Origin of the sequence: Phreatobacter sp. (genome assembly GCF_022843985.1) — a bacterium.
Taxonomy (GTDB): domain Bacteria; phylum Pseudomonadota; class Alphaproteobacteria; order Rhizobiales; family Phreatobacteraceae; genus Phreatobacter.
In genome coordinates this window covers 40,133-60,821 of record NZ_JALHMP010000015.1, presented here as the reverse complement: position 1 = coordinate 60,821, position 20,689 = coordinate 40,133, and the positions used below count along the sequence as shown (strand labels likewise).

The following is a 20,689-nucleotide window of genomic DNA, read 5'->3' as shown; positions in this document are numbered from 1 at the left end:
CTAAACCCCTGTAAATGCTACTGTTCGGTATTGGCGCTTGTTGGGGTCTATATCCCTGCATGGGGCTCATAACCTGAAGGTCGTCAGTTCAAATCTGGCCCCCGCAACCAAACCCAAAGCCCCGATCGGCTCACCCCGGCGGGGCTTTTTGCTGTCCAGACCTCCAACAGGCGCCCCGATAGCCGTGGACGGATGAGGCCGAAAGGCCAAGGTGGGGCCGAATGCCTCCAAGCTGTCAGCCGGCGTTCCAGCGGCGCGGCCGCCCAGGATCATGGCCCGTCCCTGCGGTGATGGCCGGCATTAGGGTGAAGGCTTAGGGTAAACAGAGTGTTTCGATTGTCGCCGCGCGTCCGCCGGGCCAAGACTGGCTGCAGGTGCGGAAGGCACGGGCGCATCAGCGATCGCCGTTCGCCGGACTTGAGCTCTTGGAGATTGATCATGCGTAAGACGATCACGCTCGCCGTCGCATCGGCAGCGTTGCTGTCCGCCAGTCCGGCCTTTGCCGGCGGCGGCTGCGAAACCTGTTTCCGTCGCGAGGTGCGGCCGGCCCAATATGGCGTCGTCCACCAGACCGTGCAGACCCGCCCGGCCCAGACGGTCCTCTACCGCCAGCCGGCCCAGCTCGGCGTCGTGCACGAGACCGTGCAGGTCCGTCCGGCCGTGACGGTCGCGCGCCGGATCCCGGCCGAATACGGCGTCGTCCACCAGCATGTGCAGCTGGCGCCCGCCACCCGTGGCTGGACCACCCGTTACGACGCCCATGGCCGCAAGATCATCTGCGAGACCAGGCAGCCCGCCCGCTACGGCACCGTCGCCCGCCACGTGGTCCTCCGTCCCGAGCAGATCGTCCACCAGACCTTGCCGGCCCAGTATGGCACCGTCGCCCGCACCGTCGTGGTGCGGCCGGAGCGGGTCGTCGCGGCGCATGTCCCGGCGCAGTATGGCGTCGTGGCGCGCACCGTCCAGGTCGCGCCCGCCACCGAACAGTGGGTCCGGGTCGGCCGCCAGCGTGGTTATGCGGAGGCGCGCCACCGCGGCCATCACGCCCATTACGGTCGGTCCCACTCTGTCGGTCACCGTGAGCATCACGGATATCACCGCCGCGGCCCGATCTCGGCGCGCTATTGAGCTCCAGGGGCGGTGAGGGGCGACCGTCCCGCGGTCGTCTCCCGCCGTCCGGCCATGCCATCGGCTCTGCCGCGAACCCGTTTGACACCCACGCCGCCTTCCCAGGCGGCGTGTTTTTTTGCTGGTCCCCCGCCGCGTTGCGCCGGTCGCTACTTGGTGCCGAACATGCGGTCGCCGGCATCGCCGAGGCCCGGCACGATATAGCCGTGGTCGTTGAGCTGGCTGTCGATGGCCGCCGTCCAGATGCCGACCTCGGGATGATGGGCGTGGAAATTGGCGATGCCTTCCGGCGCCGCCAGCAGGCAGACGAAGCGCATGTTGGCGACGCCGCGTTCCTTCAGCCGATCGACCGCCGCGATGGCGGAGTTGGCGGTCGCCAGCATCGGGTCGATGATGATGACCAGGCGATCGGCCACATCCTCGGGCGCCTTGAAGTAATATTCGACCGCCGTGAGGGTCGCCGGATCGCGGTAGAGGCCGATATGGGCGACGCGGGCCGAGGGCACGAGCTCCAGCATGCCGTCGACGAAGCCGAGGCCGGCGCGCAGGATCGGCGCGAGAACCAGCTTCTTGCCGCCGATCTGCGGGGCCATCATCGTCTGCAGCGGCGTCTCGATCTCCGTCATCTCAAGCGGGAGATCGCGCGTCACCTCGTAGCAGAGCAGCATGCCGATCTCGTGCAGGAGCTGGCGGAAGCCCTTGGTCGAGCGGTTCTTGTCGCGCATCAGAGTGAGCTTGTGCTGCACCAGCGGATGGTCGACGACGGTGACCTTGTTCATGCGCCCCTCCAGGCGGTCTCGGTGTGGGAGCTATCCTAGAAGACGGTGCCGTCGCTGACGACCCGGATGGGCGGGCCGCCATCGGCGCGCAGCTCCCGGGCGAGGCGCCGGCCGGCGGCCCAGGTGCCGCCTTCGAGGACGCGGGCCAGGGGGAAGTCGGCGGCCGAGAGGCCGAGCCGCTCGCGCACCAGCGGCGCGATGGCGTCGAGCAGGGCGACGGTGAGGCCACGCCATTCGACGACGAGGGCGCTGTCCACATGATTCTCCGCCGTCGCCATGGCCGCGTCGCGCAGGGCGATGACGCCCATGTCGATGAACAGGCCGCCATTGCGGTATTCGGGCAGGCCGGTCAGCCCGTCGACATGGGTGACGGTCAGGCCGGCGCTCTCGAGCGGCTCGATGAGCGAATAGGAGAGCCATTGCGACAGCTTGTGGAAGGGAATGAGGCCATCGCTGGCATCGCCGGCGCGGATCAGCGGGTGGTGCCAGCAATCGCCCAGCGCGATGCCGCCGAGGGTCACCCGGCTCGGCCAGATGGGCCCGAGATGGGCGAGCACCGCGGCGAGAATGGCGGTGGCGGGCAGGCGCCCGGCCTCGGCCTTCGCGGCGAGATGGTCGAAGAGACCGCCCGGGCGGGGCGTGTCGGCGGCAGCGAAAACGGCGGGCGCGGCGGCTGCCGCCTGGCCGAGGCGGGCGAGCAGCGCGGCGCGACCCTCGAGGCCGACCAGCGGGTTGCCGGGCCCGACCTGGAAGCCCGCGGCGATGTCATCGGCGGTGATCGTGGCGAGGCGCGCCGCGTCGGCCCGCGGGCTCCGCCCGTCGGTGGCGAAGGCCCCCGCGGCAAACATCCGGAGCGAGGCGACGGCGAGCCCCTCCGACTTTGACAGGTCGGCACCGGTCGGGCCGTCGCGGTAGCGCCAGCCCATGCCGGCGCCGGCGTCGAGCAGGACCGAGACGATGGCGAGATCGAAGGCGGTGCGGCCGCGTTCGGCGGGATCGGCGATGGCCGCGATCAGTTCGGCACCGAGATCGCGGCCGCCGGCGACGAAGTGACGCCAGCGCGCATGGAAGGGAATGACGAGGTCGGGATAATTGGCGCGGATGACGTCGACGACGGTATCGGCCGCCGCCGGCAGGCGGTCCATGGCGACGGTGAAGGCGGTCAGCTTTCCGTCGAGACCGAGGTCCAGCATCCTCGCGGAGCGCTCGCGGACGGCGGAGGCGGTGAGCAGCGCGCGGGCGGCCCGTGGGGCGTCGAGCATGGCGAAGGCCATCAGCAGGGCTCCGGGGGGCAGTGAACGGGGTGGAGGGACGGCGGGCGACCGGCATGGTGCCCGATGGAAGGCCCCACCCGTACCCTTCCCTCGCTCCGCGAGGAGAGGGGGACTCCAGCGTCACGCCTGATCTTCGTCGGCCGAGCCAGGCGCGACCCTGACGAGATGGGCTGGACGTCGAAGTCCCCCTCTCCTCGCGGAGCGAGGGGAGGGTGCGGGTGGGGCATTTTCGACATGCCTGAGCTGACGGGACTCACGCTCGTCTTGCGGAAGGGCAGCGCCATCAGAAGTCTTCGATCTTGCGGCCGATGACGCGGGTGAGGTCGTCCGCCGAGGGCGTCGGCTCCGGCGTGAAATAGCCGGCCGCCTTCTTCGCCTCCATCTCGACGGAGGCGTCGGTCGGCACGAGATCGACCGGGATGGGCACCCGCTCGACGACGTCGATGCCGGCCTGGACGAGGGCGTCATATTTCATGTTCGACATCGACATGAACCGGTCGATGCGGCGGATGCCGAGCCAGTGCATGACGTCGGGCATGAGCTGCTGGAACCGCGCGTCCTGGACGCCGGCGACACATTCGGTGCGCTCGAAATAGGTGGCGGCCTGGTCGCCACCCTCCTGGCGCTTGCGGGCATTGTAGACGAGGAACTTCGTCACCTCGCCGAGCGCGCGGCCTTCCTTGCGGTTATAGACGATGAAGCCGACGCCGCCGTTCTGGGCGTCGCGGGCGGCCTCCTCGATGCCGTGCACGAGATAGGGGCGGCAGGTGCAGATGTCGGAGCCGAAGACGTCGGAACCGTTGCACTCGTCGTGGAGGCGGCCGGAGATGAAGGTGGCGGGATCGCCGAGCCTGGCGACATCGCCGAAGAGATAGACGGTGGTGTTGCCGATGGGCGGCAGGAAGACCGCGATGTCCGGACGGGTCACCAGTTCGGGATACATGCCGCCGGTCTGTTCGAAGAGCGTCCGCCTGAGATGGGTCTCCGACGTGCCGAAGCGCTCGGCGATGCCCGGCAGGTACCAGACGGGGTCGATGGCGATCTTCACGCAGGCGATGTCGCCGCTGTCGCGCACGATCGTCCCGTCGACGGGCAGCCGCTTGCCGATATCGTGCTGCAGTTCGGGCAGGGTCAGGCGCGCCTTGGTGATGGCGATGGACGGACGGATATCGACGCCCTCGGCGATGTCTTGGCCGAAGGCCTCGCCGACGAGGTGGCCGAAGGGATCGATGGAGACGATGCGGCCCGGCTCCGACCATTGCGGGAAGGGGCCGATGCCGACGACGGGATGGGTGTTGGTCAGGTCCGGACGCTGGATCGGGTTGAGGGCGCCGGCCGAGACGGCGAGGGCGCGGTAGAGGGCGTAGGACCCGCCATGGGTGCCGATGGCATTGCGGTCGGAGGCTGAATTGACGGTGGCGACGACAGGCCCCCGCGCCTCCGGCGTGGCGGCGCCCCAGGCGATCTTGAAACGCGACGCCGTGCCGGCACCGGGATGCGAGGTCAGCCTGATGTGACCCGACTTGTTGACGCTCATCCTGTCCTCGTTGCCGAAAGGCCCTGCGGAACGGATACGGCCCCCCGTCGAGAAATGGCGGAGGGCCGTCAGTAAGCGCCAGATGATGGCTCAGCTTGGCGGCGGCGGCAAGGCCTGCGCGGGGGCTGCGGCATCAGGGTGGACCGTGCGCACCGCATTGCGCACGCGCGCGTCATCGATGCCGGCCTCCTGAAGCTCCTTGCGGAAGATGTCGCGCCGCTCGTGGACCGAGGCGATGACCTTGCCGGCGGGGACGCCGAGATCGAAGAGCACCGCCTCCGACAATTGCAGGCTCGCCTCGATCGTCTCGGGCACGGCATCGGTGACGCCGAGGCTGTAGAGCTGCTTGGCATGGTCGGCATCGCGCGCCCGGGCGATGATGGTGAGGCCGGGATTGAGGGCGCGGGCGATCTGCGCGATCTCGTCGAGGGCCCCGGCCGTATGCAGGGTGAGGACGAGGGAGGCGGCGTCGCGGATGCCGCATTGCTCGAGGAAGAACTCGCTGTTGGCATCGCCGAAATAGACGTCGTGGCCCTGCCGGCGCAGATGGGCGATCTCGCGCGGATCGCTGTCGACGGCGAGATAGGGCACCTGGTGGCGGGCCAGCATCTCGCAGACGAGCTGGCCGACGCGGCCATAGCCGACGACGATGACGCGCTTGCCGGCGGCGGCCGGCGGCCCGACCTTCAGTTCGGGATCGGGCGGCGCCTTGACCGCGAAACGGTCGGCGATCCATCCACCGCAGCGGTCGAGCAGCGGGACGGTCGCCATGCTGATGGCGGTCATGGTGATGATGAAGGCGCCGGTCTCGGCGCTGACGACCCCGGCAGCGGTGGCCTGGCCCATGGTGACGAAGGCAAATTCGCCAGCCGGGCCGAGCAGCAGGGCCGAACGGATCGCCACCAGCCAGCTCTGGCCGAAGGCGCGCACCAGCGGCACGATGATGGCGATCTTCACGGCGATCAGCGCCCCGACCGCGAGCGCATAGGCCAGGGGGGCACCGGCGAGGGCGCCGAGGTCGATGGACAGGCCGACCGAGAAGAAGAAGGCACCGAGCAGGATGCCCTTGAAGGGCTGGAGCGTCGCCTCGATGGCGCGGCGATACTCGGTCTCGGCGAGCAGGAGCCCGGCGACGAAGGCGCCGAGCGCCATGGAGACGCCGAAGGCGGCGGTGACGACGGCGGTTCCCACGACGATCAGGATGGCGGCCGCCATGAAGACCTGCGGCTCGTGCAGCGCCGAGACCTGGCGCAGGAAGGGGCGCAGGACCCGGCGGCCGACGGCGACCACCAGGAGAACGGCGATGGCGCCCTGGCCGACGGCCATGGCCAGGCCGAGGGCCACCGAACCCTCCTGGCGTTGCGACAGGGCGCCGATGAGGAAGAGGAGCGGAATGACCGCGAGGTCCTGCATCAGCAGGACGGCGAAGGTGGTGCGGCCGCTCGTGCTGGTCAGGCGCTTCTGTTCCGCCAGGTGCTCGACGACCACCGCGGTGGAGGACAGGGCGAGGGCGCCGCCGACGAGCAGGGCGGCGGCCACCGGCTGGCCGAGCCACCAGGCGATGAAGGCGATGACGGTCGCCGTTCCCACGACCTGCAGCGAGCCGAGCCCGAGGACCAGGCGCTTCATCCGTGTCAGGCGCTCGTAGGACAGTTCGAGGCCGATCAGGAAGAGCAGGAAGACGACGCCGAGTTCGGCGAAGGTGGCGATCTGCTTGCTGTCGGAGACGGTGATCCAGCTCAGCCAGGGAAAGGTTCCGGTCAACCCGCCCAGCGCCGTCGGGCCGACCAGAACGCCGATGCCGAGGAAGGCGAGGGCCGGGCTGATCCCCAGGCGCTTGAGCAGCGGCACCGTCACCGCCGTGGAAGCCAGGATGATCAGCACATCCTTGTAGGCGGCGAGTTCGACCGCGGCAGCCATGCGTCTCCGGTTCCTTGTCAGGCGCGGGCGGCAAGGGCCCACGGCGAAAGAACTCATAGCGAGGGATGCGGCATTCTGTCCACGGCGACGACCCTTCGCCGGCGAAATGCGGAGGGTGTTAACCCGATGGCCTGTCACGCAAATTTTCTTGCCCCTGGAAAAGGGAAAGCGCTTGCGCCGGGGGCGAAATCTGCTATCTACGGCGCTGCCCAATTTCGCACGTGCCTGTGGTTGCGTGCCGGTTGGTGGGCATCCGGACAAGAGGCCGGACAGCCGCCCGAAGACTTGGGAATGCGCCGGGACCTGCCGGGCCGTGTTCCAGGGGCGTCGCAAGACGCGGGGTCTTCGATACCTAACCGGCAGCCGGAGGCAAACCGGCGAACCCTGCCCTCCGCAGGGGACGCGACTTGAAGCAACGACGATCGGGCTTTTTTGGTCTCAGCTGGTGTCCAGAGCCAGCTACCGAAGAGGCTTGTTCTTCTTGCCGGCCGTGCGGAGCGGGATGTCCCCAATCCAATCGAAGGCGTCTTTGTCTCGCTGACGGGTGTCCAGCCCGGCCGCGGAAGAGATGTCTCGGCGAACGTCATCGGGTTGCCGACGTCACCGGTGTTCCGTCTCCACAGCGGACCCGCGAAGCGAACGCCGCCCATGGGTTCAACCCTTTGCTGGTCCTCGCGAGAGAGGGCTGGGGGGACATCACATGACCGACCGTATCCGCGAATTCCTCCGCAACCGCCGCGACGATGGCCCGATCATGGTCGTCGATCTCGAGGTCGTGGCCGAGAACTTCACCAAATTCGCCCGGGCCCTGCCCGACACGCGCGTCTTCTACGCGGTGAAGGCCAATCCGGCCCCGGAAATCCTCAACCTGCTCGCCGAGATGGGGTCCTGCTTCGACTGCGCCTCCGTGGTCGAGATCGAGCAGGCCCTGGCGACCGGCGCCGCGCCCGAGCGCATTTCCTTCGGCAACACCATCAAGAAGGAAAAGGACATCGCGCGCGCCCTGCAGTACGGCGTGCGCCTGTTCGCCGTCGACTGCGAGGCCGAGGTCGAGAAGATCGCCCGTCAGGCCGCACTGATCGGCGCGAAGGACGCCAAGGTCTTCTGCCGCTTCCTGCAGGACTGCGAGGGCGCCGAATGGCCGCTCTCGCGCAAGTTCGGCTGCGCGGCGGAGATGGCGCCGCGCGTGCTGGAACATGCCCACCGCCTCGGGCTGCAGGCCTATGGCCTGTCGTTCCATGTCGGCTCGCAGCAGACGAACATGGGCGCCTGGGACCAGGCGCTGACCACGGCCTCCTCGATTTTCGCCACGCTCGCCGAGCGCGGCATCGAGCTGAAGATGGTCAATATGGGCGGTGGCTTCCCGACCAAGTACCTCAAGGACGTGCCGGCGGCGGAAGCCTATGGCGCGGCCATCTTCGAATCGCTGACCAAGCATTTCGGCAACCGCCTCCCGGAAACGATCATCGAGCCGGGTCGCGGCATGGTCGGCAATGCCGGCATCATCGAGTCGGAGGTCGTCCTCATCTCGAAGAAGTCGGACGAGGACGAGGTGCGCTGGGTCTATCTCGACATCGGCAAGTTCCACGGTCTCGCCGAGACCATGGACGAGGCGATCCGCTATCCGATCCGCACGGAGCGAGACGGCGACGCGACGGCCCCCTGCGTGCTGGCTGGACCGACCTGCGATTCGGTCGACGTCATGTACGAGAAGAAGCCCTACGACCTGCCCGTGTCGCTCTCGATCGGCGACAAGGTGCTGATCGAGGCGACCGGGGCCTATACCACGACCTATTCGACGGTCGGCTTCAACGGCTTCGCGCCGCTGGCGAGCGTCTGCATCTGACGCTCCTCCTCCCGCCCGGGTGACCGGGCGGGCTCCCCGCCCAGCAACCGTCCCGACCGGCCGTGGCTCTCGCCCGGCACGAGGGCTGTCGTCACTCTCTCGCCAGAGAAGGACCACGGCCATGACCGTGCATGTTTCCCTCAAGGATCCCGTTCTCGCCGATCCCATCGTCGTCCGCGACGAGCAGCTTCGCGATATCGCCGCGCGCGAGACTTTGCTCGACGCCGCCTTCGGCGCCGACCGGTCCGAGAAGACCTCCGAGCGCCTGCGCGAGGGGCGACTACCGGCCGACCGGCTCGCCCTGGTGGCGACTGCCGGCAAGCATCTGGTCGGTACGGTGCGCCTGTGGAACGTGACGCTCGGACCCGATCGCCCCGCGCTGCTGCTGGGGCCGCTCGCGGTGGACGGCGCGATCCGTTCGTCCGGCATCGGCGGCCTGCTGATGCGGGAGGCGATCGGGCGGGCACGGGACGAGGGCCACCGGGCCATCATCCTGGTCGGCGACGAACCCTATTACCGGCGTTTCGGCTTCGCGGCGGCGAGGATGGAGCGCCTGTGGATGCCGGGACCGGTGGAGCGGTCGCGGTTTCTCGGGCTGGACCTGGTTCCCGGCGCACTGGACGGCGCCCGGGGCCTCGTCAGCCCGACGGGCAGGGACGTGCCGCGCTTGCAAGATCTGGACCTTGCCGAAGCCTGGCGCCGCGCTGCCTGAGGCGTGCGATGCCTGCCGGTCACAGTTCTTCAATCTGTGGCCGGCATGCTCTCGACCCGGACGCGGCGTAAGGCTAGAGTTCGCCAACGCATCGGGAGGACCTCATGATCCGCAATTTCGCCATCGGCCTCGTCGCAGTGACGGCCGTCTTCGCCGTCGAAGCGGCCGTGCAGCAGGCCGAGGCCCAGCAGCGTCGCAACGCGCCCCCCGAGGTGCGCGTCTCGCGGCCGAGCTGGCTGGTGACCCCGAAGGTCACCTTCCCCGGCGACCGCATGAGTGCGCGCCCCGACATGCTCTTCGCGCCCTTCACCTCGAACGGCGATCTGGTGGCCATGTCCAGCTCGATGCGCGGCAAGCCGGGTCGCGACCGCTTCTGGGGCGCGCCGGCCTATATGGTGAACTGGCCCTGGCCGGCCGCCTTCTACGCCGGCAACTGAGGTCGCGCCGTCGCTTGTCGCGGCGCGTACCCGGCAGGCGTGTATAAGACCCTTGTCTCGCTCGCCATGGCGCGCGGGACCGTCTAAACCTCGTGGCAAGATCAATTCCCAGTGAAGGGATGCCCAGGGATGGACGACACGGACCGCCGCATTCTCTCCGTTTTGCAGACGGACGCTTCGCTCTCCATCGCGGAAGTCGCGTCACGGTCCGGCCTGTCGACCACGCCCGCCTGGAAGCGCATCCAGAAGCTCGAAGCCGAGGGCATCATCAAGGGGCGCGTAGCCCTGCTCGACCCGAAGAAACTCGGGCTCGGGCTGACCGTCTTCGTGTCGGTGGAGACCTCCGACCATTCCGAGGCCTGGCTCGGCCGCTTCGCTGAACTCGTCGCCGCCATGCCGGAGGTGATGGAGTTCTACCGGATGGCCGGCGACGTCGACTACATGCTGCGCGTCGTGGTGGCGGACATGGACGCCTATGACGCCTTCTACAAGCGCCTGATCGCCCAGATGCCGCTGAAGAACGTCACGTCGCGCTTCGCCATGGAGCGGATCAAGCAGACGACGGCCCTGCCGATCCAGATGGGCAAGACATGACCATGCTCGAGAAACTGACGCCGGCCGCCATGCCGGCCCCCTTCGCCAGATATTCGCACGCCGTCGTCGTGCCGGCGGGGACGCGGATGCTGTTCTGTTCGGGACAACTGGGCCTCGCCCCGGACGGCGTCATTCCCGAGGCGGTGGAGGCGCAGGCCGACCTGTGCTTCGCCGCGATCGGCCATATGCTCGCTGCCGCCGGGATGGACATGGGCGACATCGTCCGCATCAATGCCTTCGTCACCGACCGGGCGCATATGGCGGGCTACATGGCCTCGCGCGATCGCCACGTCGCCAGCCCGCCGCCGGCCTCGACGCTGATGATCGTCTCGGGCTTCACCAGGCCCGAATTCAAGGTCGAGGTCGAGGTGGTGGCGGCCAGGGCCGGCTAGGGATCAGGACCGGCGCGAATCAGGTCGGGGAGACGAGCGGGAGGGCGCGATGCTGCCGAAACAGCTCTGGGGCGACATGACCACGGAGGAGTTCCGGTCGGGAGAGACCGGATCGTGGATCGCCGTCCTGCCGATCGCAGCGATGGAGCAGCACGGCCCGCATCTGGCGGTCTCCGTCGATACCGTCATTGCCGATGGCAATGGGCAGGCCGTGCGCGCCATCCTGCCGAAGGGGCTGCCGGTCACCTTCCTGCCGACGGTGTGGATGGGCAAGTCGGACGAGCACGCCGCCTTTCCCGGGACGATCACCCTGTCCGCCGAGACGCAGATCCGGCTGCTGAACGAGATCGGCGACAGCATCGCGCGAACCGGGCTGCGCAAGCTCGTCATCGCCAATTCCCATGGCGGCAATGTCGCGACGATGGACATCGTGGCGCGGGACCTTCGCCGCCGCCACGGCATGTTCGTCGTCCAGTGCTCCTGGCACCGGCTGGGTGCGCCGGAGGGGCTGTTCCCGGAGGCCGAGCACGTCCATGGCATCCACGGCGGCGCCATCGAGACGTCGCAGATGCTGCATTTCCGCCGCGACCTCGTGCATATGGCCAAGGCCCGCGACTTCGTCTCCGCCGCCGTGCTGATGGAGCAGCGCTACCGGCACCTCAGGGCGACGCAGCGCATCGCCTTCGGCTGGCTGAGCGAGGACCTCTCCACCGCCGGCGCCATGGGCAATGCGGCTGCCGCCACGCCGGCGAGCGGGCGCGAACTGACCGAATTCACCGCGCGCGCCTTCGTCGAATTGCTGCAGGACGTCCACGCCTTCCCGGTCGAGCATCTGGGCACGGCGACGCTGGCCTGAGTCTGCCTGCCATCGGGAAGCCGGTCAGTGCAGGACCTTCAGATATTGGCCGAGCATGTTGCCGGGCGCCAGCAGGGCGCCCGCCCAGAGAATGGCCGAGAGGACATTGGCGATCTGGAATTTCCATTGCGGCATGGCGAGCATCCCCGCCACCAGCGGAACGGAGGCGCGCAGCGGTCCCGAGAAGCGGCCGATGAAGATCGCCCAGACGCCCCATTTGTCGAAGAAGGCCTGGCCCTTGGGCAGGATTTCCGGATGCCGGGAGAGCGGCCAGATCTTGGCGATACGGTCCTTGAAGACATAGCCGAACCAGTAGGAGACGGCATCGCCCAGCGTCGCACCGAGGACGGCCGCCGCCAGGATCGGCCAGAAGGGGATGCCGGCCGATCCGATCAGCGGGCCGAAGGCGACGATCATCGCCCAGGCCGGAACGACCAGCGACAGCACCGCCAGGGACTCGGCGAAGCACAGCGCGAAGATGATGGCGGGAGCCCAAGCCTGGTTGGCTTTGACGAACTCGATGACCGGGGTGACGTAGGCTTCCATACATCTCACGCTTGGGAAAGAGCGACGCCGGAGCGAAGACGATGACGCCCCCCCGGTCAAGCCGTCGGCGGTGGACAATTGGTCTCGGGCGTCGACGCCGGCCCCGCCGAGACGATAAGGAGGGACCGGTTCGCGGGGAGATCGACGGCCATGGATCTGGTGAAGCTGAGGGCGAACGCCCATCGCGTCCTCGACGACGCGACCATCCCCGAACTGCCCAACCACTACCGCGGCAAGGTGCGCGACAATTACGACCTGCCCGACGGCAGCCGCGTCATCATCGCCACGGACCGCATCAGCGCCTTCGACCGCATTCTCGCGGCGATCCCCTTCAAGGGCGAGGTGCTGACCCAGACGGCACGCTACTGGTTCGAGGAGACGGCGGACATCTGTCCGAACCATGTCCTCTCCTATCCCGACCCGAACGTGGTGGTGGGCCAGCGCCTCAACATCCTGCCCGTCGAGATCGTCGTGCGCGACTATCTCGCCGGCACCACCGGCACCTCCGTCCTGACGCTGTACAAGAAGGGCGAGCGGCAGATGTACGGCATCACCCTTCCCGACGGGCTGAAGGACAACCAGCGCCTGCCGCAGCCGATCATCACGCCGACGTCGAAGGCTTTCGACGGGGGCCATGACGCGCCGCTGTCGCCGGAACAGATCCTCGACCAGAAGCTGGTCACCCCTGCGCAGTGGCAGACTCTGACAACCTATGCCTTCGCCCTGTTCGCGCGGGGCCAGAAGCGCGCCGCCGAGCGCGGCCTCATTCTCGTCGACACGAAGTACGAGTTCGGCACCGACCGCGACGGCCGCATCGTGCTGGCGGACGAGATTCATACGCCGGATTCGAGCCGCTACTGGAAGGCCGACAGCTATCCCGCGCGGTTCGCCGCGGGCGAGAAGCCCGAGAGCTTCGACAAGGACTTCGTGCGCAACTGGGTCGTGGCGCGCTGCGATCCCTACAAGGACGCCATCCCGGAAATCCCCGCCGACGTGATCGTGGCCACGGCCGCGGTCTATATCGAGGCCTTCGAGACCATCACCGGCCAGCGCTTCGACATCCGCCCCGAGGCGGGTCGGGTGATCGACCGGATCCGGAAAAACCTCGCCGGGTATTTCTGAGGGGCGAGGGGCTGGAAATGCCCCACCCGCACCCTCCCCTCGCTCCGCGATGGGAGGGGGACCTTTGCGTCCCGGCCCGTTCGACGGCGGTGGGGCCAGGCACGACCGTCTCAGGGACTCGCCCGTCGTCGAAGTCCCCACTCCGCGCGCAGCGCGGGGAGGGTGCGGGTGGGGCCATTCCCCCAGAGGCCCTGAGCTTTCAGCTCAAGCCTTCAGCGCCTTGCGCACCGCCGCGGCGACGCCCTCGCCGTCGAGCCCATAGTGGCGGTAGAGGTGGGTCGGCGGGCCGAGCACCGCATAGGCATCGGGCATGCCGACCTTGGTCAGGCGGGTGCCGAGCCCCTCCTCGGCGATGACCTCGGCGATGGCCGCGCCGAAGCCGCCGGTGACGTTCGCCTCCTCCGCCGAGATGATCGGGCCGCGCTTCGCGGCGGCGCGCACCGCCTCGAGGTCGAGCGGCCGGATCGAATACATGTCGACGACGGTGATCTCGATCCCCTCGGCTTTCAGGATGTCGTGGGCGTCGAGGCCTGCCTTCACCAGATTGCCGATGGCGAGCACCGTGGCGTGGCGCCCGTCGCGCAGGGTGTTGGACCCGCCGATGCGGAAGTCGAATTCCCTGTCGTAGACGACGGCCTCGCGGCCGCGGCCGGCGCGGAAATAGATCGGGGCGGGATGTTTGATATTGGTCCGCAGCGCCGAGGACAGGGCATGGCCGTCGCAGGGCGCCATCAGCGTCAGGTTGGGAATGGCGCGCAGCGCCCCGATATCCTCGCAGCAATGGTGCGAGGTGCCGTAGAAGCCCATGGCGATGCCGGAATGGGTGCCGACCATCTTCACCGGCAGGTTGGTGTAGCAGATGTCGTTGCGGATGTTCTCGACGCCCATCAGGGCGAGGAAGAACGAGTAATTCGAGATGACCGGCGTCAGGCCCATGGTGGCGAGGCCGGCGGCGGCGCCGATCATGTTGCGCTCGGCAATGCCGAAGTTGAAATAACGGTCCGGATAGGCCTGGCCGAAGCCGATGACCTGGGTCGGCCGGCCGAGATCGGCGGTGCAGACGACAATGTCGTCATGGCCGGCCTCGGCGAGTTCGATCAGGGTCCTGCCGGTCGTCAGCTGCCGGGACAGGCCGAGGGAGACGACCATGTCCCAGGAGCGCTCGTCGAAATCGTCGGTGACGGTCGATTCGGAGAGGTCGATGGTCTTCTTCAGCTCGGCCGACATGTAGGCCATGCCGGGGGCGGGGGGATTGGCGCGGTATCTGTCGCTCTGGCTCATGCCCGTCTCCTCACCCGATCTCGCCGGCTTCGATCTCGGCATAGGCACGCTCGATGTCCTTCGGCCCGAGGAAGCCGAGATGCCATTGCCAGGTGCCTTCCATGAAGGAGACGCCCTTGCCGGCGACCGTATAGGCGAGGACACAGGCCGGGCGGCCGTCCGGGGCATTTAGCGCCCGGTTCAGCGCGTCGAAGGTCGCGTCGATGTCGTGGCCGTCCTTCAGGACGATGGTGTTCCAGCCGAAGGCTTCCCACTTGTCCTTGAGGGGCTCGGAGCGCAGCGTCTGCTGCGGGTCGCCGTCGGAGCCGGCGCCGTTGATGTCGACAATGCCGATCAGGTTGTCGAGGCCGTAATGGGCGCCGGCCTGCGCCGCCTCCCAGATCTGGCCCTCATTCATCTCGCCATCGCCCATGAGGCAGACAGCGCGGGCGGGCGAGCCCTTCAGCCGGGCGCCGAGCGCCATGCCGACGGAAACCGAGAGGTTGTGGCCGATGGATCCCGACGAGAAATCGATGCCGGGAACCTTCTTCATCTCGGGGTGGTCGCCGAGGAAGGAGCCCATGCGGCTGTAGGTGTCGAGCCATTCGGTGGGGAAGAAGCCGAGATCGGCGAGCACCGGGAAGAGGCCGATGGCGGCATGGCCCTTGCCCATGGTGAAGCGGTCGCGGTCGGCCCAGCGGGGATCCCCGGCCTTCACATGGAGAAGCTGATAATAGAGCAGCGCGACGATCTCGGCCATGGAGAAGGACGAGCCGTAATGGCCGGAGCCGCAGATGTCGGTCAGCCGCACGGTCTCGCGGCGGATGAGCCTGGCCTTGTCGCGAATGAGCGAGCGGTCGACGTTGCGCACGGCGCGCGACGGCATGGCATTTCTCCCAGGCTGGTCTTTTTAATCGATTTATGAGAGAGCCTAGGTCATAAGCGCGGGACCCTGCAAGCCTCGCCTTCCACCTCCTGCCCGCCAGTCCAGGTCCTGTGTCCGTCGGGCCTCCGCAAGAACGCCATCGCCTGTCGGCGGGACCGTCGCCGCGTCATCAACATCCTCCGCGGCCGCCGTTGATTTGCCGCGGACAGCCACCATAAAATCGCAAGAACTATTGTGCATAAGGCACGTCATGACGCTGCATCTCGTCACCGACGATATTGCTCTCGAACAGAAGCTGAAGGTCGGCTATTCGGCCTGGGCGCGCGGCGACACGCTCGCCCTCGCCTCGCTGTTCTGCGAGGATTGCGAGTTCACCCTGGTCGGCAATCCGGTGCTGAACCCCCATGCCGGCCTGCGCATCGGCATTGCCGGCCTGACCGAGGTGCTGGGCCATTTCCACAGGGTTTTCGAGGTGCGCGAATTCCTGATCGAGAAGATCGTTGCCAAGGGGGACGACGCCTTCGTGCACTGGCATTCCTCGCTCATGTTCCGGGCGAACGGCCGGGTGATCGACAGCGAACGCTGTGATCTCGTCCGCTTCCGCGGCCGGCTGATCCAGAGCATGCGATGCTTCTATGATTCCGCTTCCATGGCGATCACCACCGGCCGGGCGCAGGTTGCGCCAGCCGATTCGCGGGCACCCGTGCTCCAGGCCGGACTCAAGGTGTCGTAGGGGCGCCAGCCGACCTAGCCTTCCAGCACCTGCTTCGATGCGACCGTGGTATCGGCGTTGAGGCGGTAGATCAGCGGCACGCCGGTCTTCAGTTCCAGCATCGAGATGGTCTTCTCGTCGAGGCGATCGAGGACCATGGCAAGTGCGCGCAGCGAATTGCCGTGGGCGGCGACCAGCACGCGCTCGCCGCGCATCACCCGCGGCAGGATCTCGGCGACGTAATAGGGCAGGACGCGCGCCACCGTGTCCTTCAGGCTCTCGCCGCCCGGCGGCGGCACGTCGTAGGAGCGGCGCCAGATATGGACCTGCTCGTCGCCGTATTTGGCCGCCGTCTCGGCCTTGTTGAGGCCGGAGAGATCACCGTAGTCGCGCTCGTTGAGGCGGAAGTCGCGGATGGTCGGCAGGCCGGGCTGGCCGATCTCGTCGAGGATCAGCTTCAGCGTGTCCTGGGCGCGGGTCAGGGCCGAGGTATAGGCGACGTCGAAGGTCAGGCCGAGCGCCTTGAGGCCGCGGCCGGCGGTCCTGGCCTCCTCGACACCCTTCGCCGTCAGGCCCGGATCCTTCCAGCCGGTGAAGAGGTTCTTCAGGTTCCACTCGCTCTCGCCATGGCGGGTGAGCACGAGAAGCCGTTCGGTCATGATGTGCGATCCTGTCAGGGGTCAGAGGCCGAGGACATCGGCCATGGAATAGAGGCCGGCAGGCTTGCCCTGCGCCCAGAGCGCGGCCTTGAGCGCGCCGCGGGCGAAGAGCGCGCGGTCCTCGGCGAGATGGCTCATGACGATGCGCTCGGCGGGGCCGGCGAAGATCACCGAGTGTTCGCCGACGACCGATCCACCGCGCAGGGCGGCGAAGCCGATGTCACCGCGCCGGCGCGCGCCGGTCTGGCCGTCGCGGCCGCGATCGGACCGGGCGGCTAGGTCAATGCTGCGGCCGCTGGCCGCCGCTTCGCCGAACATCAGCGCCGTGCCCGAGGGGGCGTCGATCTTGCGGTTGTGGTGCATCTCGACGATCTCGATGTCGAAATCCTCGTCGAGGGCCTCGGCGGCCCGCTTCACCAGCGCGGCAAGGAGGTTCACGCCAAGGGAAAAATTGCCCGACTTGACGATGGTGCCGATGCGAGCGGACGAGGCGATGGCGTCGTTCTCCGCCTGGGAGAAGCCCGTCGTCCCGCAGACATGGACCTTGCGATGCTTGGCGGCCATGCCGGCAATGTCGACCGAGACGCGCGGGATGGTGAAATCGATGATGCCGTCGGCCTGGGCCAGGGCCGCGTCGGTGTCGGACGAGACCGGAACCAGGGTCCGGCCGACGCCGGCGAGCAGACCGGCATCCTCGCCGATGGCGACATGCCCCGCCGGCTCGATGGCGCCAACCAGCTTCAAGCCCGCCGTCTCCTGGACGAGACGCACGAGAACCCGGCCCATATGGCCGGCCGCCCCGGCGATGACGACGCGCATGTCCGACATGGAATGACCTCTTGGTCGCTGCTGGCGCGGTCTAGCAGCAGCGCTCCGCGATGGAAAGCGCGGGGTCAGCCCCGCGCATCATAGGCGAGCACCGCCTCGAGCAGGACCTGGGCGCCGTTGCCGCAATCCTCGAGCGTGGCGCTTTCCGCCTCGTTGTGGCTGAGGCCCTCGGCACAGCGCACGAAGATCATCGTGGTCGGGCAGACGCGCGCCGTATACATGGCGTCGTGGCCGGCGCCGGAGGTGATCTCGCGCGCGGGTAGGCCGAGTTTCTCCGTCGCGGCCCTCACCACGGCGATGCAGGCGGGATCGAAGGGCTGGGCCGGCGAATCCTGCAGCGGCTGGACGTCGTGGGTGGCGTGATGGCGCGTCGCCGCCGCGGCGATGGCCGCCTTGGCGGCGGTCACCATGGTCTGGAGCACCGCGTCCGCATGGTGGCGCATGTCGAGGGTGAAGCGCATCTCGCCGGGGATGATGTTGGGCGAGCCGGGATAGGCGGAGACGATGCCGATGGTGGCGAGGCCGCCGTGGTCGATGGCGATCTGCCGGATCTCGCCGGCCGCCTCGGCGAAAGCGGCGAGCGCGTCGCGGCGATAGGCCATGGGCGTGGTGCCGGCATGGCTCTCCCGCCCGGTGATGGTGCAGTTGAACCACTTGATGGCCTGGATGCCGGTGACGATGCCGACCGAGAGGTCCTCCTCGTCGAGGATGGGGCCCTGCTCGATATGGATCTCGAAATAGGCCTGGAAGGCGAGGGCGCCGGGCCTGTCGCTGCCGCGATAGCCGATGGCCTCCAGCGCCGCGCCCTGGGTGATGCCGTCCTTGTCAGTCACCGCATCCATCTGCGCCTGGCTGTAGGCGCCGGCATAGACGGCCGAGCCGACCATGGAGGGGGAGAAGCGGGCGCCCTCCTCGTTGGTCCAGTTGACCAGGCACAGCGGCGCATTGGTCTCGTAGCCGGCCTGGTGCAGGGTCTTCAGCACTTCGAGGCCGCCGAGCACGCCGAGGATGCCGTCGAACTTGCCGCCGGTCGGCTGGGTGTCGAGATGGCTGCCCATGGCGATGGGCTTCTTCGTCATGTCCTTGCCGGGGCGCAGGGCGAACATGTTGCCGGCGGTGTCGAGATGCACCGTGCAGCCGAGGGCCTCGCATTCCCGGCGGAACCAGTCGCGCACGCGGCGGTCCTCGTCGGACAGCGACAGGCGCCTGATGCCGCCCTTGGGGGTGCCGCCGATCGCCGCCGTCTCCATCAGCATGTCCCAGAGCCGGCGGCTGTCGATGGTCAGGTTGGCGCGCATGGTGGTCCTCGCGGCGATATCAGGCGATCAGGAGACGCGACCATTCCACCGGCCACCGCGCCGAGCAAGACGGGCCGACGCACAGGTCGTGCGCTCGCAACCGATCTCAACCCCGCGTTAACCATGACGGCCGCCATATCTTGGCCGTCTTCCCCGCCTTATCACTGGTGTGACCGAACAACAGGGTTCGCCGTGCCGTCACTCCGTCTCCTCGCCCTCTGCGTCCTGGCCCTGGCGGGTGCCGCGTCCCGGCCCGCCGCCGCCCATCCGCATGTGCAGGTGGAGACCGAAACGCTGCTGCTGCATGACGCCGGCGGACAGGTGACGGCCTTCCAGCATGTCTGGACCTTCGACGAAATGTATTCGAGCTTCGCCACCCAGGGCCTCGACAAGAACCGCGATGGCCAGTTCAGCCGCGAGGAGCTCGCCGAGCTCACCCAGGTCAATGTCGAGCATCTGGGACAGCAGAAGTTCTTCACCGTGCTGCGCCACGAGCGGCGCTTCGTCTCCTTCGGCGCCGTGCGCGATGCCTGGTCCGAGGTGGTCGGCGGCAAGCTCCGGCTGCATTTCACCGTGCCGCTGGTGACCCCGTTCCGGGCAGCGGGCCGGCCGCTGACCGTCGAGGTCTATGATCCCGACTATTTCGTCGCCTTCGTTCCGGCCGACGGCGAGCCGATGCGCCTCATGGCGGCCCCCGCCGGCTGCCGGCTCGACTACACGCCGCCCAAGGGCAGCAATCTCGCCGTGGGCACGCTTTCGGAGAGCTTCTTCCAGGCGCTCGGCGCCAATTCGAACTTTGGCCAGCAATTTGCCGGACGCTTCACGGTGAATTGCCCGTGACGCCAGGGCGCCGTGCGGCCGCGGTCCTCGCCGCATTGATCGTCGTCGGTGGCCTTTGGGCCCTCGCGCCGGCCCTGGCGCAGGCGCCGCCGTCGGCCTTCGGCGGCGCAAGGCCGCCTGCTCCCGGCGGTCCCTTCGGCTGGATCATCGAGCAGCAGGCGCAATTCTACCGGCAGCTGTCGGCGGCGGTGCGCGGCATCCGGACGGGACAGGCCGGCGCCCTCTGGACGCTGGTGGGGCTGTCCTTCCTCTACGGGGTCTTCCATGCCGCCGGTCCCGGCCACGGCAAGGCGGTGATCTCGTCCTATATCGTCGCCAACGGCGCCACCATCCGGCGCGGCGTGGCGCTGGCGGCGCTGTCCTCGCTGGTCCAGGCGCTGACCGCCATCGCCCTCGTGGGGTTCCTCGCGGCGATCCTCGGCGTCACGGCGCGCACCATGAGCCGGGTGGTCAACTGGGTGGAGATCGTCGCCTACGGACTGATCATCGTCATCGGCCTGCGGCTGACCTGGCAGAAGGGGCGGGCCTTCCTCGCGCGCCTCGCCTCCTGGCGCCTCAACCGGCCGGTGGCGGGCATGGGCTGCGACGACAATTGCGTCCATCTGCCGGCCGCCGAACAGGTGGCCCGCATCCAGTCCTGGCGCGAGGCGCTGGCGGTGATCGTCAGCGTCGGGCTGCGGCCCTGCACCGGCGCCGTGCTCATCCTGGTCTTCGCGCTGTCTCAGGGCATCGTGCAGGCGGGTGTCGCCGCGACCTTCGCCATGGCCGTCGGCACGGCCATCACGGTCGCGGCCATCGCGGCGCTCGCCTCGGGGGCCAAGGGGCTCGCGGTGCGCCTCGCCGCGGCGCGGACCGGCATGGCGACGCTGTTCTTGAGCGCTGCCGAACTCGCCGCCGCCGGCGTGGTCGTCTTCTTCGGCATCGGCCTGTTGAGCGGCTATCTCGTGGTCGAGCGCATGATGCCGTTCTGACGGCGCGGCCCAAGAAAAAAGCCCTCTCCGGAGGGGAGAGGGCTCGTTGGGGTTCATCGCTTTTCTTGGGTCGTGCAAGGCCCGCCGCCTCA

At 68.2% G+C, this 20,689-nt stretch carries 21 protein-coding genes; 11 read left to right on the top strand and 10 right to left on the bottom strand.

Annotated elements, in window-relative coordinates:
- Nucleotides 1-438: 438 nt before the first annotated feature.
- Nucleotides 439-1,128: a hypothetical protein gene (locus Q0C57_RS12170; RefSeq protein WP_296576694.1), complete on the top strand. Its 690-nt coding sequence runs from the start codon at nucleotides 439-441 to the stop codon at nucleotides 1,126-1,128.
- A gap of 149 nt (nucleotides 1,129-1,277) precedes the next feature.
- Here the strand turns inward: Q0C57_RS12170 and upp are convergent, their stop codons facing one another.
- The 4 genes from upp to Q0C57_RS12150 all read right to left on the bottom strand — a co-directional run bounded on the left by upp (nucleotide 1,278) and on the right by Q0C57_RS12150 (nucleotide 6,638).
- Nucleotides 1,278-1,907 (bottom strand): uracil phosphoribosyltransferase, encoded by a 630-nt coding sequence (gene upp, locus Q0C57_RS12165; protein WP_296576693.1) that lies wholly within the window; start codon nucleotides 1,905-1,907, stop codon nucleotides 1,278-1,280.
- A gap of 35 nt (nucleotides 1,908-1,942) precedes the next feature.
- Nucleotides 1,943-3,169 carry a DUF1688 family protein gene (locus Q0C57_RS12160; RefSeq protein ID WP_296576729.1) on the bottom strand — a complete coding sequence of 409 codons (1,227 nt, stop codon included), beginning with the start codon at nucleotides 3,167-3,169 and terminating at the stop codon, nucleotides 1,943-1,945.
- A gap of 295 nt (nucleotides 3,170-3,464) precedes the next feature.
- Nucleotides 3,465-4,718 (bottom strand): GTP cyclohydrolase II, encoded by a 1,254-nt coding sequence (locus Q0C57_RS12155; protein WP_296576692.1) that lies wholly within the window; start codon nucleotides 4,716-4,718, stop codon nucleotides 3,465-3,467.
- A 90-nt stretch (nucleotides 4,719-4,808) separates the two neighbouring features.
- A complete protein-coding gene (locus Q0C57_RS12150) occupies nucleotides 4,809-6,638 on the bottom strand; it encodes a cation:proton antiporter (RefSeq protein ID WP_296576691.1) in 1,830 nt (609 codons plus the stop codon).
- A 700-nt stretch (nucleotides 6,639-7,338) separates the two neighbouring features.
- Here Q0C57_RS12150 and Q0C57_RS12145 point away from each other — a divergent pair.
- The 6 genes from Q0C57_RS12145 to Q0C57_RS12120 all read left to right on the top strand — a co-directional run bounded on the left by Q0C57_RS12145 (nucleotide 7,339) and on the right by Q0C57_RS12120 (nucleotide 11,475).
- Nucleotides 7,339-8,484, top strand: a complete 1,146-nt coding sequence (locus tag Q0C57_RS12145) for a type III PLP-dependent enzyme (protein WP_296576690.1) — start codon at nucleotides 7,339-7,341, stop codon at nucleotides 8,482-8,484.
- Nucleotides 8,485-8,605: 121 nt separating this feature from the next.
- A complete protein-coding gene (locus Q0C57_RS12140; protein WP_296576689.1) occupies nucleotides 8,606-9,196 on the top strand; it encodes a GNAT family N-acetyltransferase in 591 nt (196 codons plus the stop codon).
- A 104-nt stretch (nucleotides 9,197-9,300) separates the two neighbouring features.
- Nucleotides 9,301-9,633, top strand: a complete 333-nt coding sequence (locus tag Q0C57_RS12135) for a hypothetical protein (protein ID WP_296576688.1) — start codon at nucleotides 9,301-9,303, stop codon at nucleotides 9,631-9,633.
- Nucleotides 9,634-9,762: 129 nt separating this feature from the next.
- A complete protein-coding gene (locus Q0C57_RS12130; protein WP_296576687.1) occupies nucleotides 9,763-10,227 on the top strand; it encodes an Lrp/AsnC family transcriptional regulator in 465 nt (154 codons plus the stop codon).
- A gap of 2 nt (nucleotides 10,228-10,229) precedes the next feature.
- Nucleotides 10,230-10,619, top strand: coding sequence for a RidA family protein (locus Q0C57_RS12125; protein ID WP_296576728.1), 390 nt, complete (start codon nucleotides 10,230-10,232; stop codon nucleotides 10,617-10,619).
- Nucleotides 10,620-10,668: 49 nt separating this feature from the next.
- Nucleotides 10,669-11,475 (top strand): creatininase family protein, encoded by an 807-nt coding sequence (locus tag Q0C57_RS12120; protein ID WP_296576686.1) that lies wholly within the window; start codon nucleotides 10,669-10,671, stop codon nucleotides 11,473-11,475.
- A 24-nt stretch (nucleotides 11,476-11,499) separates the two neighbouring features.
- On the opposite strand, the gene Q0C57_RS12115 is transcribed toward Q0C57_RS12120, so the two are convergent.
- On the bottom strand, nucleotides 11,500-12,021 hold the full coding sequence (locus Q0C57_RS12115; RefSeq protein ID WP_296576685.1) for a DedA family protein: 522 nt from the start codon (nucleotides 12,019-12,021) through the stop codon (nucleotides 11,500-11,502).
- A 150-nt stretch (nucleotides 12,022-12,171) separates the two neighbouring features.
- Here Q0C57_RS12115 and Q0C57_RS12110 point away from each other — a divergent pair, with 150 nt between their 5' ends.
- A complete protein-coding gene (locus Q0C57_RS12110) occupies nucleotides 12,172-13,143 on the top strand; it encodes a phosphoribosylaminoimidazolesuccinocarboxamide synthase (RefSeq protein ID WP_296576684.1) in 972 nt (323 codons plus the stop codon).
- A 204-nt stretch (nucleotides 13,144-13,347) separates the two neighbouring features.
- On the opposite strand, the gene Q0C57_RS12105 is transcribed toward Q0C57_RS12110, so the two are convergent.
- Nucleotides 13,348-14,424, bottom strand: coding sequence for a transketolase C-terminal domain-containing protein (locus Q0C57_RS12105; protein WP_296576683.1), 1,077 nt, complete (start codon nucleotides 14,422-14,424; stop codon nucleotides 13,348-13,350).
- Between the two features lie 10 nt (nucleotides 14,425-14,434).
- Entirely contained in the window at nucleotides 14,435-15,289 is an 855-nt protein-coding gene (locus Q0C57_RS12100; protein WP_296576682.1) for a transketolase, read from the bottom strand.
- A gap of 250 nt (nucleotides 15,290-15,539) precedes the next feature.
- Here Q0C57_RS12100 and Q0C57_RS12095 point away from each other — a divergent pair, with 250 nt between their 5' ends.
- Nucleotides 15,540-16,022: a nuclear transport factor 2 family protein gene (locus Q0C57_RS12095; protein ID WP_296576681.1), complete on the top strand. Its 483-nt coding sequence runs from the start codon at nucleotides 15,540-15,542 to the stop codon at nucleotides 16,020-16,022.
- Between the two features lie 14 nt (nucleotides 16,023-16,036).
- Here the strand turns inward: Q0C57_RS12095 and Q0C57_RS12090 are convergent, their stop codons facing one another.
- The 3 genes from Q0C57_RS12090 to Q0C57_RS12080 all read right to left on the bottom strand — a co-directional run bounded on the left by Q0C57_RS12090 (nucleotide 16,037) and on the right by Q0C57_RS12080 (nucleotide 18,786).
- Nucleotides 16,037-16,660, bottom strand: a complete 624-nt coding sequence (locus Q0C57_RS12090) for a 2,3-bisphosphoglycerate-dependent phosphoglycerate mutase (RefSeq protein ID WP_296576680.1) — start codon at nucleotides 16,658-16,660, stop codon at nucleotides 16,037-16,039.
- Nucleotides 16,661-16,681: 21 nt separating this feature from the next.
- Nucleotides 16,682-17,488 (bottom strand): 4-hydroxy-tetrahydrodipicolinate reductase, encoded by an 807-nt coding sequence (dapB, locus tag Q0C57_RS12085; RefSeq protein ID WP_296576679.1) that lies wholly within the window; start codon nucleotides 17,486-17,488, stop codon nucleotides 16,682-16,684.
- Between the two features lie 65 nt (nucleotides 17,489-17,553).
- Nucleotides 17,554-18,786, bottom strand: a complete 1,233-nt coding sequence (locus tag Q0C57_RS12080; protein WP_296576678.1) for a M20 family metallo-hydrolase — start codon at nucleotides 18,784-18,786, stop codon at nucleotides 17,554-17,556.
- A gap of 192 nt (nucleotides 18,787-18,978) precedes the next feature.
- Between Q0C57_RS12080 and Q0C57_RS12075 the strand changes: the two genes are divergently transcribed.
- Nucleotides 18,979-19,626 carry a DUF1007 family protein gene (locus tag Q0C57_RS12075; protein ID WP_296576677.1) on the top strand — a complete coding sequence of 216 codons (648 nt, stop codon included), beginning with the start codon at nucleotides 18,979-18,981 and terminating at the stop codon, nucleotides 19,624-19,626.
- On the top strand, nucleotides 19,623-20,597 hold the full coding sequence (locus Q0C57_RS12070; protein ID WP_296576676.1) for a nickel/cobalt transporter: 975 nt from the start codon (nucleotides 19,623-19,625) through the stop codon (nucleotides 20,595-20,597). The genes Q0C57_RS12075 and Q0C57_RS12070 overlap by 4 nt, the downstream gene beginning before the upstream one ends.
- The last annotated feature ends 92 nt before the right edge of the window (nucleotides 20,598-20,689 follow it).